Origin of the sequence: Pseudoxanthomonas sp. LjRoot125, from assembly GCF_964252705.1 — a bacterium.
Taxonomy (GTDB): domain Bacteria; phylum Pseudomonadota; class Gammaproteobacteria; order Xanthomonadales; family Xanthomonadaceae; genus Pseudoxanthomonas_A.
On the sequence record NZ_CAXUOY020000003.1, the window covers coordinates 201907 to 215306 of the forward strand.

General features: G+C 67.8%; 10 protein-coding genes. 4 read left to right on the top strand and 6 right to left on the bottom strand.

Annotation, left to right across the window (positions count from 1 at the left end):
• Positions 1–4: 4 nt before the first annotated feature.
• The 5 genes from ACSION_RS17950 to ACSION_RS17970 all read right to left on the bottom strand — a co-directional run bounded on the left by ACSION_RS17950 (position 5) and on the right by ACSION_RS17970 (position 7563).
• Positions 5–391, bottom strand: a complete 387-nt coding sequence (locus ACSION_RS17950; RefSeq protein WP_435307133.1) for a VOC family protein — start codon at positions 389–391, stop codon at positions 5–7.
• Positions 392–526: 135 nt separating this feature from the next.
• A complete protein-coding gene (locus ACSION_RS17955; RefSeq protein WP_435307134.1) occupies positions 527–1882 on the bottom strand; it encodes a dihydrolipoamide acetyltransferase family protein in 1356 nt (451 codons plus the stop codon).
• A gap of 41 nt (positions 1883–1923) precedes the next feature.
• Positions 1924–2955 carry an alpha-ketoacid dehydrogenase subunit beta gene (locus ACSION_RS17960; protein ID WP_435307181.1) on the bottom strand — a complete coding sequence of 344 codons (1032 nt, stop codon included), beginning with the start codon at positions 2953–2955 and terminating at the stop codon, positions 1924–1926.
• 8 nt (positions 2956–2963) lie between these two features.
• A complete protein-coding gene (gene pdhA, locus ACSION_RS17965; RefSeq protein WP_435307135.1) occupies positions 2964–4049 on the bottom strand; it encodes a pyruvate dehydrogenase (acetyl-transferring) E1 component subunit alpha in 1086 nt (361 codons plus the stop codon).
• A 274-nt stretch (positions 4050–4323) separates the two neighbouring features.
• Positions 4324–7563: a lamin tail domain-containing protein gene (locus tag ACSION_RS17970; protein WP_435307182.1), complete on the bottom strand. Its 3240-nt coding sequence runs from the start codon at positions 7561–7563 to the stop codon at positions 4324–4326.
• Between the two features lie 217 nt (positions 7564–7780).
• Here ACSION_RS17970 and ACSION_RS17975 point away from each other — a divergent pair, with 217 nt between their 5' ends.
• Together ACSION_RS17975 and ACSION_RS17980 are read left to right on the top strand one after the other, a co-directional pair.
• Positions 7781–8641, top strand: coding sequence for a tryptophan 2,3-dioxygenase (locus tag ACSION_RS17975; protein WP_435307136.1), 861 nt, complete (start codon positions 7781–7783; stop codon positions 8639–8641).
• Between the two features lie 197 nt (positions 8642–8838).
• Positions 8839–10335: a peptide MFS transporter gene (locus ACSION_RS17980; protein WP_435307137.1), complete on the top strand. Its 1497-nt coding sequence runs from the start codon at positions 8839–8841 to the stop codon at positions 10333–10335.
• Positions 10336–10420: 85 nt separating this feature from the next.
• Here ACSION_RS17980 and ACSION_RS17985 read toward each other — a convergent pair whose 3' ends face one another.
• Positions 10421–10894: a MarR family winged helix-turn-helix transcriptional regulator gene (locus ACSION_RS17985; protein ID WP_435307138.1), complete on the bottom strand. Its 474-nt coding sequence runs from the start codon at positions 10892–10894 to the stop codon at positions 10421–10423.
• A gap of 76 nt (positions 10895–10970) precedes the next feature.
• Here ACSION_RS17985 and hppD point away from each other — a divergent pair, with 76 nt between their 5' ends.
• Positions 10971–12068 carry a 4-hydroxyphenylpyruvate dioxygenase gene (hppD, locus tag ACSION_RS17990; RefSeq protein WP_435307139.1) on the top strand — a complete coding sequence of 366 codons (1098 nt, stop codon included), beginning with the start codon at positions 10971–10973 and terminating at the stop codon, positions 12066–12068.
• Positions 12069–12096: 28 nt separating this feature from the next.
• Complete coding sequence (gene hmgA / locus ACSION_RS17995; RefSeq protein ID WP_435307140.1) at positions 12097–13395, top strand: homogentisate 1,2-dioxygenase; 1299 nt, start codon at positions 12097–12099, stop codon at positions 13393–13395.
• Positions 13396–13400: the final 5 nt, after the last annotated feature.

The following is a 13400-nucleotide window of genomic DNA, read 5'->3' on the forward strand; positions in this document are numbered from 1 at the left end:
TGCGTCAGGGCCAGCGGTTGGGCGCTTCGCGCGCGCTGTCCTCGTTCATCGGCACCACGCAGAAGCGGTGGCCCGTAGGTGCTTCCATCACCCACCAACGGTTGCGCACGTGCTGCACGCGCTTCGCGCCGAGCGACTCCAGACGCACGACTTCGGCCTCGATGTCGTCGGTCTCGATGTCCAGGTGCACGCGTGCTTCATGCTTCACCTTCTGCACTTCGATGTGCAGGCCACCCGGGCCGGGCTCGAATTTGTCGTAGATGCCCAGGCCGCCGTCATCGGGATCGGTGACTCGCAACCCCAGCGCGGCGCTCCAGAAGGCGGAGGCAGCCGGCAGGTCGTCGACCTGGCTGTCGATGATGAAACCGGCTAGGCGGCTGCGGTGGCTCATGGCGACTCCTGCGGTGGGATCACCGCGGCATCCTGCCATGCTTCGCGGTCGCTCGTTGTCCTCGTACCACAGCGTTTGCCCAACGGAGGGACGAGCGACGAAACCCTGCGTCGCTCATCCCTTGCGACGGCCGCGTTAGTGAGGCAGGGCCAGATCGTCGATCAATGCCTTGAGGAAACGCGCCGCTTCGCCGCCCGTGCAGGCGCGATGGTCGAACGTCACCGACAGCGGGATCACCTTGTGCGATTCGAAGCCGCCCATCACCGGCGTGACCTGGTGGCGCGCGCGACCGGCGGCGACGATGGCCACGCACGGCGGCACCACCACCGGGGTGGCGTAGCGGCCGGCGAACATGCCGAAGTTGCTCAGCGAGATCGTGTAGCCGGTCAGCTCCGACGGCGGGATGCTGCGGTCTTCCACCTGCGCGCGCAGGCGGTTGATGCTCTCGCGCACGCCGCCGGCCTCCAGCAGGTCCGCATTGCGCAGCGCGGGGACGAACAGGCCGTCATCGGTATCCACGGCGATGCCGATGTCGACATGCGGGTGCAGCGTGCGGGTGAGCTTCTCGCCATCGAACCAGGCGTTCATCGCCGGCACCGTCTTGCAGGCGCGCACGATGGCGCGGACGAGGCGGCCGGTCATGTCGTTGCCGGGCGTCCAGGCATGCACGTCGGCGTCGTCGCTGAGCGTGGTCGGCACGACCTTGGCATGCGCATCGGCCATCACGCGCGCCATGTTCCGGCGAACGCCCTTGAGTTGTTCCGGCTGGCCGCTGACCGAGACGCCCGGTGGCTGCGTGCGCATCGGCTTGCCGCTGGCGGACAGCGCAGTGCGCTGCGGGGCCGCGACCGGTGCCGGTGCGGCAGCAGGCGCGACGTTGCGCATGGCGACAGGTGCCGGCGCCGTCGCGCCGTGCGCGGTACCGTCGGCTGCGGCCTGCTTCACGTCCTGCATCGTCACCGCGCCATCGGCGCCGGTGGCGCGAACGCGCGCGAGGTCCACCCCGAGCTTCTTCGCCATGGCACGCACGGCGGGCATCGCCTTGACGCCGCCCACGGCGATCGCCTGTTCGGTGTGCACGGCATTGGACGATTGCATGGCACCGACCACGGTGCCGGCATCGTCGCGCTCGCCGCCGTCGTTCGCTGCGGGCGCGGGCGTCGCGACGGCGGCCGGGGCGGGCTGCTCCTTCGGCGGGCCGTGGTGGTGGCCGGTGTCCTGGCCCTCCGCACGCTGCGGCAGGCTGGCATCGGGCTCGAACACGGCCAGCATGCTGCCGGTGATGACGACATCGCCCGCCGCGCCGGCGAGCTTCACCACCTTGCCGGACACCGGGGAGGGGACTTCGACCACGGCCTTCGCGGTCTCCATCGACACCAGCGGTTCGTCCAGCCGGATCACGTCGCCTTCCTTGACGAACCACTCGACGATGGTGGCGTCCGGGAGGCCTTCGCCCAGGTCGGGAAGGTGGAAGGTCTTGCTCTCGCTCATTCGGATATCTCTTCGTAGTCGTTTCTTGGGCCGACGCGCGGTCAGCCGTTCGCCATCGCCCGCTTCGCCGCCGCGACGATCTTGTCGACGCTCGGCAGGTACTTCATTTCCAGGCGGAACAGCGGGATGTGGGTGTCGTAGCCGGTGACGCGTTCGACCGGGGCCAGCAGGTCGTACATCGAGTGTTCGGCCAGGCGCGCGGCGATCTCGGCGCCGAAACCGGCGGTGCGCGGGGCCTCGTGTACGATCACGCAGCGGCCGGTGCGGGCCACGGATTCGGCGATGGTGTCGAAGTCGAGCGGACGCAGCGTGGCCACGTCGATGACTTCGGCGCTGATGCCTTCGCCGGCCAGCTTGTCGGCGGCCTCCAGCGCTTCCTTCACCTGCGCGCCCCAGGTCACCAGGGTCACGTCGGTACCGTCGCGCAGCACGTAGCACACGTCCAGTGGCAGCGCTTCGCCATCGTCGGCGACCACTTCCTTGTACTGGCGGTAGATGCGCTTGGGCTCCATGTAGATGACCGGGTCCGGGTCGCGGATCGCGGCCAGCAGCAGGCCGTAGGCGCGTTGCGGCGAGGAGGGCATCACCACGCGCAGGCCCGGCACGTTGGTGAAGATCGCTTCGTTGGCCTCGCTGTGGTGCTCCGGCGCGCGGATGCCGCCGCCCCACGGCACGCGCAGCACCATCGGGCAGTGCAGGCGGCCGCGCGTGCGGGTGCGCAGGCGGGCGGCGTGGCAGATGATGTGGTCGACCATCGGGTAGACGAAGCCGTCGAACTGCGCTTCGGCCACGGGCTTCATGCCTTGCGCCGCCAGGCCGACGGTCAGGCCAGCGATGGTGGTTTCGTCCAGGGGCGTGTCCAGCACGCGCTCCGGGCCGAACTTCTGCTGCAGGCCGGCGGTGGCGCGGAACACGCCGCCGTTCACGCCCACGTCCTCGCCCAGCACCAGCACGGATTCGTCGTGCGCGATCTCCCATGCCAACGCCTGGGTGATGGCTTCGATCAGGGTGATCGCCGTCGGGGCGGCCACGGTCTCGGCGTTCTGCGTCTTGGCCACGGTCTTGTTCTCCATCACGGCGCTCATGCGCGGCCCTCCGCGGCGATCGCGGCGGCGCGTTGTTGCAACAGTTCCGGCGGCGGATCCGCGTACAGGTAGTCGAACATCGCCTCGACCGGCTGCACCGGCGTGTTGAGGTAGCTGTTGACCTCTTCGTCCACGCGCACGCCGCACTCTTCCTTCCATGCGGCCTCGTCGGCTTCGCTCCACGCGCCCTGCGCGGTCAGCCAGGTGCGCAGGCGCGTCATCGGTTCGCGTTCCCAGCCGGCTTTCACTTCGGCGTCATCGCGGTAGCGTCGTGCGTCGTCGGCGGTGGTGTGGTCGGACAGGCGGTAGGTGACGAATTCGATCACCGTGCCGCCCTGGCCCTTGCGGGCGCGCTCGCTGGCGCGGCGCATGCCCTCGAGCACGGCGATCAGGTCGTTGCCGTCCACCTGCAGGCAGTGCAAGCCGCCTGCCAGGCCCTTCTGCGCCAGCGTCTGCGCACCGGTCTGCGCGCTGCGCGGCACCGAGATCGCCCAACCGTTGTTGATCACGCCGAGCACCAGCGGCAGCTCATAGGCGCCGGCGGAATTCAGTGCGGCGTAGAAGTCGGTCTTCGACGAACCACCATCGCCGCAGGTCGCCACCGCGATGTGCGGCTGCTTGCGCAGCTTGAACGACAGCGCCGCGCCGGCGGCGTGCAAGCATTGGGTGGAGATCGGCACGCAGAACGGGAAATCGATGCGCGCATCGCTGTCGCGGTCGAAGTCGCTGCCGCGCTCGTCGCCGCCCCAGTACATCAGTACGTCGCGCGGCTTCACTCCGCGCATGAACATGGCGCCGTACTCGCGGTAACTGGGGGCGTAGACGTCGCCGGTACGCATCGAGGCGCCGATGCCCACATGGGTGGCCTCGTGGCCGAGGCAGCTGGCGTAGGTGCCCAGCTTGCCGGTGCGCTGCAGGGCGATCGCCTTGGTGTCGAACGTGCGCACGAACAGCATCTGCTTGAACAGCTCGCGCAGGCGGGCGATATCGCGCCCGGCCTCGGGCAGGTCGTTGCGCACCAGGGTGCCGTCGGGGCCTAGGTACTGGAGGTATTCGATCTCGAAGCTTGCGGCGGTGGTCATCTGGACGGTGTTCTCGTCGGCCGGCGGAATTGGTTTCAAATGTAATTTTAGGAGCGATGGGGCTGGCGGCTGTCGTGCAATGCAGCAAGACGGGGGTGCATGGCAGGTGGCTGCGCGGAGAAACCGGTGCGGAAACAGGCGCTTGCCCGGCTGTCGTTCGGTGTCAGCCTGCCTGCAGCCGGCGTGGGCCGGACGTGATGCGCGTCGCGGGCTGCGCAAACGACAAGGGGCGCGGTTGCCCGCGCCCCTGTCGACCCCACGATGGCGGGAAAGTTCAGCGGATGCGCTGGACCAGCCGGTCGTGGTTGTTGGCGGGGTTCGGGTCCGTCGTCGTGCTGCTGACGGTGGCGTCGAACTCCAGTTCGGTACCGCGCTTCGGCTTGCCCGGCACCACCAGGGCGAAGGCCAGCGTCTGCACGCCGCGCGGCATGGCGCCACGACGGGTGCAGTCGGCGGCGGCGCCGTCGGTGGTGTCCTCCACGCGGGTGCAGCTCCAGCCGCTGGGGGCGGCGACGGCGGCGTAGCGGGCATCGACGTTGCTGGTCAGTCGCACCGTCACCTGCTCGGCCGCATCGGGACCGGCGTTGCGCACCGGCACCAGCAGCGTGGCGATGGTGCCGCGACGCAGCGGCAGGGCGGCGCCGAGCAGCTGCACCGACAGGTCGGCGCGGGTCTGCGGCAGCGCGGCCACGGCCACCGACACGGCGGCGGTGTTGTCGCCATTGGCCGGGTCGAGCACGGTCGAGTTCGCCGACACGCCCAGGCCCAGCGTGGCGCCCGCGGCGCTGGCGGGGACGACGGTGTCGATCGCGAACGTCGCGTCGCTGCCCTCGGCCAGCGCCGGCGTGGTGCAGGCCACGCGGGTGGTGCCGGCGGTGACTTCCGCCGCGCCGCAGCTCCAGCCGGCCGGCAGCGTGGCCAGCGACGGCGACAGTTCGGCCGAGAACACGAAGGCGAAGGCCGCCGGCGACGCCGCGCCTGGACCGGCGTTGCGGACGGTAGCGGTGTAGCGGACGGTCTCGCCGACGTTGGCGCTGGTGCGGTCTGCGCTGACGGTGGCCGACAGGTCGGCACGGGCGAAGGACGGCACGCGGATGCTCAAGCGCACCGGATCGTGGTCGGACGAACGCAGGGCCAGCGTGGCATCGCCGAAGTTGTCCACGCCGAAGTCCGCGTTGATGCGCGCATGGTCCACGCGCAGGCCGGCGTCCATCACCAGGGCTTCGTTGACCAGTACGTGGTCCAGCGTTTGCGCATTGCCCTCGAACGAGTACGAGTAGCGCTGCGCCGGATCGGCGATCAGCTGCGAGCCATCGACCAGCGGCGTGGTGACCGGGCTGGCCATCCAGGTCAGCACCTGGTCTTCCGTCGCGGCTTCACCCTTGATGATGCCCATTACGTCGACATAGCCGTCGTTGAACTCGAACGCGTTGAAGTCGCCGACCAGCACGATCTTCTCGTCCGGGTTCGCCTGCTGCATCTCCTGCACCAACTGGGCCAGGTAGACCGCCTGGGCGCCGCGCTTCACCCGCACGCGTTCGCCGCCGGTCGCCCAGCCGCTGCTGCCGGGCAGGGTGTCGTTGATGTCGTTGAGCGAACGCAGGTGGTTGACGACGACCGTCAGCGGGTAGCTCGACGTGCCGTCCTGGTGCACGCGGGCGCGCAGGCGCAGCGGCGGACGGTCGTTGAGCAGGCTGGTGGTGCCGTTCGGGTTGGCGATGGTGGTCTCCTTGCCGAACTGCGCGACGTCCAGCACTTCGACGCGGGCGATGCCGTCCGCGGTCAGGCGCGAACTGACCAGGAAGCCGACGTTGATGCCGCCCACGTCGTTGCCCGGCTGCAGGTACGGCACGTAGCCCGGGCGCGTGGCGCAGGTCGCGTCGATGCGCTCGGACAGCAGCTGCAGCACGCGCAGGTTCTCCACTTCAACCGCACCCAGGATGTCCGGGGTCTTCAGGTAGTCGCAGATCGCCAGCGCCGCCTTGGCCAGGCGCTTGTCCAGCGCTTCCGGCGTCAGTGTCACCGCGCCGTTGCTGTCGTTGACCTCGTCGAACAGGCGCAGCAGGTTGAAGCTGCCGACGGTGACTTCATCGTAGGTGGCATCGTTGACGGCTTCCGGCGACATGCCGCCGGTGACCGTCGGCGGCGTGGCCACGTCGGGCAGCAGCGCCCACGTGCCGGCGAAGTAGTCGAGCACGCCGAGCAGGCCGGCGACGTCGGCACCAGTGTCGGCCGATAGCGGCGACGCGCCGACCTGGCCGCGGCTGCGCACCATCAGGCGTTCCTGATTGGTGTCGAAGCGCGGCGGGTTCTTGCCGGCCGGCAGGGTGATGGCATCCATCACGGCGATGCCGGGCTCACGGAACGGACGCGCCACGCCGGGCAGGGCCACGTGGAAAACGCCGTCGCTGAAAGAGAGCGCATCGTTCTCGTCGATGCTGCCGCCCGACGGGGCGATCACCACCGTCTGCGCCACGCTGACGCGCATGCCTTCCAGGCGTTCCAGCGTGCCGGGCAGAGCGTCAGGACCCAGCTCGGCGGCGGTCAGTTCGATGGCGGCGGGCAGGGCGACGCCGGTTTCCAGCACTTCGAGCGTCGGGGTGACGATCTCGGTGATGGCCAGCTGGTGCGGATTGGACGACGGGGTGTATTCCTCGACCGTACCGGTCACGCGCACGCGGTTGCCGACGGCGGCGGTGGCGGGCGGTGCGCTGCTGGTGAACACGAACACGGCATTCGAGGTCGCCGGATCGCCATCGTCGTTGGCGGCCTGCAGGAAGAAGCCGTTGTTGAACTTGATCGCCGTGACGATGCCTTCGGTCACCACGCGCTTGCCGTTGTGCGGCGACAGCAGGCCATTGCCCTGGATCTGCGCGATGGTCAGCGCCAGCGGCGGATCGGGCGGTTCCGGCGGCTCGGCGCCGCTGTTGCGCGGATTCGGCGCACCGACCGCGAAGTCGGCGCCGTTGTTGTTGGTGTCGATGCTGCCGTCGCCGCCACGCAGCGCGGCGGTGGTGTTGCTGAGCGTGCCGGTCGGCGCGCTGCCTTCGAAGCAGTTGGCCGCGCTGCCGAAGCCGACGAAGTCGACCACGTTCGCATCGGCGGTCGGGCAGGCGCCCGTCAGCGCCGTGGCGCTGCGGCTCAGCGCGACCTTGCCGGCGGTGCCGCTCATCGCGATGGTGCCCACCGCGTCAGGTGCAGGCAGGTCCACCGTGCCGCCGGCGCCCTGCGCCTGCTGGACCAGGTAGAAGCCGCCGGCCGGGATCGTACCCGTCAGGTTGGTGCGCCCGCTCCAGGTGGTGCCCGCGGAGGAGGTGTACTGCACGCTCCAGCCGGTCAGGTCGACCGCGGTGGGGCCGTTGTTGCGTAGCTCGATGAAGTCGTTCTTCAGCGTGGCGCCGCTGTTGCCGCCGCCGCCGTAGACCTGGCTGATGACCACCTGTGCCTGTGCCGACGAGGCGGCAAACAGCAAGGCGCAAGACGCGAACACGGCCGCAAGGCGGCCCCGTGGCATTTCCATGTTGCGGAATCTCCCTCAGTGGATTGAACGCCGACCCCCGCGGGAGCGGTGCCGCCCCCGGCCGACGCAATGTAGCGGAAGCCTGTGGTACACGCATTGCATGGGCGTGACATAAGTGTCGGTTTTCCATCACCTTGCCCGGGTCGCCCGCCCTCATCGGTTACGCTGGCGCCCCCGCCGCCGCCCAGGTGGCGTCCCGGTTGATCGACGGATGGCCGTAGAAAAGAACGAGCGCCCGCTGGAAGCAGGCATCCACACCGACCTCTCCGGCCGCATGAGCTATGGCGGCTACCTGCAGCTGGACCGCCTGTTGTCCGCGCAGCACCCCGTGTCGGACCCGCCGCACCACGACGAGATGCTTTTCATCGTGCAGCACCAGGTCTCGGAGCTGTGGATGAAGCTGATGATCCATGAGCTGCGCGCGGCGATCGGTTTCCTCCAGCGCGACCAGGTCTGGCAGTGCCGCAAGGTGATGGCGCGCGCCAAGCAGGTGCTGCGCCAGCTGACCGAACAATGGTCGGTGCTGGAGACGCTGACGCCGTCCGAATACATGGGCTTCCGCGACCTGCTGGGCCCGTCGTCGGGCTTCCAGTCGCTGCAGTACCGCACCATCGAATTCCTGCTGGGCAACAAGAACGCGGCGATGCTGAAGGTGTTCGCCCACGATCCGGAAGGCCACGCCGGCCTGGAGGCCGTGCTGGACGCGCCCAGCCTGTACGACGAGTTCCTGATGTACCTCGGGCGCTGGGGCCATGCGATCCCCGCGCAGCACCTGCAGCGCGACTGGCGCCAGTCGCACGCCGCCGACACCGCCCTGCTGCCGGTGTTCGAAGCGATCTACGAGGACACCGACCGCTACTGGCGCGAGTACTCGCTGTGCGAGGACCTGGTGGACCTGGAGAGCCAATTCCAGCTGTGGCGCTTCCGCCACATGCGCACGGTGATGCGCATCATCGGCTTCAAGCGCGGCACCGGCGGCTCGAGCGGCGTGGGCTTCCTGCGCCAGGCGCTGGAGCTGACCTTCTTCCCGGAACTGTTCGACGTGCGCACCTCGATCGGCCCCGATCGTTGATGGGCGAGCGGGGTCGCCTGGATCGAAATCCCTTGGAAATCAGCGAATTGACTCGCTGAACAGGCCAAACGGCCGTTACACCGCCAGTGTTTCAGCGATTTGACGAGGGCCCGCCGGGTCGGTGATCCTCGCCCGTCCCCTGCGCTCGTTGCAGGGGAAACCGAAATCCTGAACCACTTTTTCTAGGGGGAGCCCGTATGAGCGGAGCCGTCAATTCGCAACCGGGGCACGTTCCCGACTACGCCCAGGTCATGGGCCATCCGCGTCCGTTGTGGATGCTCTTCATGACCGAGTTCTGGGAACGCTTCGCGTTCTACGGCATCCGCTGGGCACTGGTGCTCTACATCGTGGCCCAGTTCTACCAGGGCAGCGGCACCGGTGAGGCCCCGGCCAACCAGGTCTACGGCGCCTACCTGGCGCTAGTCTACGCCGCGGCGATCTTCGGCGGTTACGTCGCCGACCGCGTGATCGGCTACCAACGTTCCATCCTGCTCGGCGCCATCATCATGGCGGCGGGTCTCTTCATGATCGCGGTACCGAGCGAGAACATCTTCAAGCTCGGCCTGGCCACGATCATCGTCGGCAACGGCCTGTTCAAGCCGAACATCTCGACGATGGTGGGCAAGCTCTACACCACCGGCGACGAGCGCCGCGATTCGGGCTTCACCCTGTTCTACATGGGCATCAACCTGGGCGCGATGATCTCGCCGATCCTGACCGGCTGGTTGGCCGACAAGATCTTCGGCAGCGAAGCGATGCCGGCCTACAAGGTGGTCTTCATCACCTCCGGTATCGGCATGCTGATCAGCCTGGTGTGGTTCTGGTTCGGTCGCGCGCAGCTCAAGGGCGTGGGCACGCCTCCGGAAGGTTCGGGCAGCGGTCGCGTGATCGCCACCGCCATCGGCGCGCTGGCCGCCATCCCGGCCTTCTATTTCCTGCTGGCGCTGGACAGCAAGGTGCTGCAGGTGCCGCTGACGATCCTGTTCATCGCGCTGGGCGCCCTGCTGCTCGTCGAAGGCATCCGCAACGGGCCCAAGCAGCGCGACATGGTCATCGCGATGCTGATCATCTTCACGTTCAACATCATCTTCTGGTGTTTCTTCGAACAGGCCGGCAGCTCGTTCAACTTCCTCGCCCAGAACATCGTCAACCGCACCTTCGGCGACTGGACGTTCCCGGTGGGTTGGTTCCAGTCGGTCAACTCGGTGGCCATCATCACGCTGGCACCGGTGCTGGCGTGGCTGTGGGTGAAGATGGGCAAGGCCAACCCGTCGATTCCGCGCAAGTTCGGCCTGGGCCTGATCTTCAATGGCCTGGCGTTCCTGCTGCTGATGTTCGCGCTGTCCAGCCTGGTGGACCCGCAGACGCTGAAGATCCCCTTCTGGACGCTGTTCATGGTCTACGTGATCCAGTCCGTCGGCGAGCTCTGCCTTTCGCCGATCGGCCTGTCGATGGTGACCAAGCTGGCGCCGCTGCGCCTGGTCGGCTTCGGCATGGGCGGCTGGTTCCTGTCCACCGGCATCGGCAACAACCTGTCGGGCATCTTCGCCGCGCATGTCAGTGGCGAGAGCGGCATGAACGTGGAATCCGCGCTGGGCGGCTACACCTTCGGCTTCTGGGCGCTGGTGATCCCGGGTGCGCTGCTGTTCCTGATCGCGCCGCTGATCCAGAAACTGATGCACGGCGTGAAGTGACCATCTGGCGTTCCGGCCCTCGCCGGGTGCCAACGAAAAACGGCGGCCATTGGCCGCCGTTTTTTTTATCCGCGAAGGAAAGGCCTCAGCCTTCGATGCGCCTGACGCCTTCGCCCGCCAGCTTGTCGATCAACCGATCGAGCATCGCGCGTTCCTCGTCGCTCAGCGGCTCCAGCATGCGCTGGTGGTACTCGATCACCATCGGGGCGACTTCGTCGTAGACCCGGAAGCCCTCGTCGGTCAGCGCCAGCACCGAGCGGCGGCGGTCGTCGCCGTGGATCTCGCGCTGGATGAGCGCCCGCTCCAGCAGGCGGGCCACCGCCCGGCTGACGGCCACCTTGTCCATGGCGGTGCGGTTGGCGACCTCGCCGGCGGACAGGCCCGGGAAGCGGCCCAGGACCGCCATGACCCGCCATTCGGTGATGGCCAGGCCGAAACGGCGGTGGTACTCGCGGGAAATCGCCCCGCTGATACGGTTGGAGAGCACACTCAACCGGTAGGAGAACAGGCGGTCGAGGTCGAAATCGGCGTGGATGGCGGGGCTGGCTGGCTGGCTCATGCTGCGCTGCTACTTGTGGGTGGTTTCAGCTGAAACTATATTGGAGCGTATCCCGGCAAGCCTAGCGAGGTGCCCCATGAACGCACAACCCAATACCGGCATGAAACCGACCACCTTCGACAACCCGATGGGCATCGACGGGTTCGAATTCGTGGAGTTCGCCGCGCCCGCCGGGCAGGCCCACCAGCTGCACGACTACTTCCGCAAGCTCGGCTTCGTCCAGGTCGCCCGCCACAAGACGCGGCCGATCAGCACCTATCGCCAGGGCGACTGCACCTTCCTGATCAACGAGGATCCGGATTCCTTCGCCGCGCGCTTCGCCGCCAAGCACGGCCCCAGCGCCTGCGGCTTCGCGATCCGCGTGAACAAGCTCGCCGAATGGGCGCGCGTGCAGGCGCTGAAGAACGGCGCCGAGTCGTTCGATGCCGCCGACGAACTGACCAAGGCCGTGGCCGCGCCGGTCATCAAGGGCATCGGCGACTGCATGCTCTACATCGTCGACCGTTACGACACCGAAGGCACCATCCACGACCCCGACTACGAATACCTGCCGGACGTGGAGCTGTTGCCGAAGGGCTTCGGGCTGACCTTCATCGATCACCTGACCCACAACCTCTACCACGGCAACATGGCCAAGTGGGCGGACTACTACGAGCGGTTGTTCAACTTCCGCGAGATCCGCTACTTCGACATCAAGGGCGCCAAGACCGGCCTGTTGTCCAAGGCGATGACCGCGCCGGACGGCATGGTGCGCATCCCGCTCAACGAGTCCAGCGACCCGAAGAGCCAGATCAACGAGTACCTCGACGCCTACAAGGGCGAGGGCATCCAGCACATCGCCTGCTTCACCGACGACATCTACACCACGGTGGAGAAGATGCGCGAGTCGGGCGTCGAGTTCCTCGACACGCCGGATACCTATTTCGACGTGATCGACCAGCGCATCCCGAACCATGGCGAAGACGTCGCGCGCCTGGCGCGCAACAAGATCCTGATCGATGCCGACGTCGAGACCAAGGAGCGCAAGCTGCTGCAGATCTTCACCCAGAACGCGTTGGGCCCGATCTTCTTCGAGATCATCCAGCGAAAGGGCAACGAAGGGTTCGGCGAAGGCAACTTCCAGGCGCTGTTCGAGAGCATCGAGCGCGACCAGATGAAGCGCGGCGTGCTGTAATCGCACCATCTCCCGAGGTCCACGCGGCATGAGCGCATCGGATTACCAGACCGGCTTCGCCAACCACTTCGCCACGGAAGCGGTCGCGGGCACGTTGCCCGAGGGCCGCAATTCGCCGCAGCGGGTCGCGCACGGCCTGTACGCCGAGCAGCTCAGCGGCACGGCGTTCACCGCGCCGCGGGCGGAGAACCGCCGCAGCTGGCTGTACCGCATCCGCCCGGCGGCGATGCACGGCACCTTCGCGCCGTACGCGCAGCATCGCCTGCACAGCGATTTCAGCGCCGGTCCGGTGTCGCCGGACCAGATGCGCTGGTCGCCGTTGCCGATGCCGGAAACGCCTACCGATTTCGTCGATGGCCTCTACACCATGGCCGGCAACGGCGCGCCGGAAGCCCAGCACGGCGTGGGCATCCATCTGTATGCGGCCAACCGGTCGATGCAGGGGCGCTACTTCTACGACGCCGACGGCGAACTGCTGATCGTCCCGCAGCAGGGCAGCCTGCGCATCGCCACCGAGTTCGGCGTGATCGACCTCGAGCCGCAGCAGATCGCGGTGATTCCGCGCGGCGTGCGCTTCCTCGTCGAACTGCCCGACGGCGAGGCGCGCGGCTACGTCTGCGAGAACTTCGGCGCGCAGCTCCGCCTGCCGGACCTGGGGCCGATCGGCTCGAACGGATTGGCCAATCCGCGCGACTTCGAAACGCCGGTCGCCGCCTACGAGGACGTCGAAGGCGAATTCGAACTGATCGCCAAGTTCCAGGGCCACCTGTGGCGCGCGGACATCGGCCATTCGCCGCTCGACGTGGTGGGCTGGCACGGCAACTACGCGCCCTACCGCTACGACCTGCGCCGCTTCAACACGATCGGCTCGATCAGTTACGACCATCCGGATCCGTCGATCTTCCTGGTGCTCACTTCGCCGAGCGATACCCCCGGCGTGGGCAACATGGACTTCGTGATCTTCCCGCCGCGCTGGCTGGTGGCGCAGGACACGTTCCGGCCGCCGTGGTTCCATCGCAACATCGCCAGCGAGTTCATGGGCCTGATCCACGGCGTCTACGACGCCAAGGCCGAAGGTTTCGCGCCCGGCGGTGCTTCGCTCCACAACTGCATGACCGGTCACGGGCCGGATGCGGCGACGTTCGAGAAGGCGTCGGGCGCCGATCTGTCCAAGCCCGATGTCATCACCGGCACGATGGCCTTCATGTTCGAAACGCGCGCGGTGATCCGTCCCACGCGCCAGGCCGTCGAAGCCCCGCACCGGCAGCGCGACTACCAGGCCTGCTGGGCCGGCTTGCGCAAGCATTTCACGCCGCCGCGCGGCTGAGCGGC

Coding starts and splice junctions, on each gene's coding strand:
- pdhA (WP_435307135.1), bottom strand. CDS start 4,049: ATGACCACCGCCGCAAGCTTCGAGATCGAATACCTCCAGTACCTAGGC.
- ACSION_RS17985 (WP_435307138.1), bottom strand. CDS start 10,894: ATGAGCCAGCCAGCCAGCCCCGCCATCCACGCCGATTTCGACCTCGAC.
- ACSION_RS17970 (WP_435307182.1), bottom strand. CDS start 7,563: ATGCCACGGGGCCGCCTTGCGGCCGTGTTCGCGTCTTGCGCCTTGCTG.
- hmgA (WP_435307140.1), top strand. CDS start 12,097: ATGAGCGCATCGGATTACCAGACCGGCTTCGCCAACCACTTCGCCACG.
- hppD (WP_435307139.1), top strand. CDS start 10,971: ATGAACGCACAACCCAATACCGGCATGAAACCGACCACCTTCGACAAC.
- ACSION_RS17955 (WP_435307134.1), bottom strand. CDS start 1,882: ATGAGCGAGAGCAAGACCTTCCACCTTCCCGACCTGGGCGAAGGCCTC.
- ACSION_RS17960 (WP_435307181.1), bottom strand. CDS start 2,955: ATGGAGAACAAGACCGTGGCCAAGACGCAGAACGCCGAGACCGTGGCC.
- ACSION_RS17950 (WP_435307133.1), bottom strand. CDS start 391: ATGAGCCACCGCAGCCGCCTAGCCGGTTTCATCATCGACAGCCAGGTC.
- ACSION_RS17975 (WP_435307136.1), top strand. CDS start 7,781: ATGGCCGTAGAAAAGAACGAGCGCCCGCTGGAAGCAGGCATCCACACC.
- ACSION_RS17980 (WP_435307137.1), top strand. CDS start 8,839: ATGAGCGGAGCCGTCAATTCGCAACCGGGGCACGTTCCCGACTACGCC.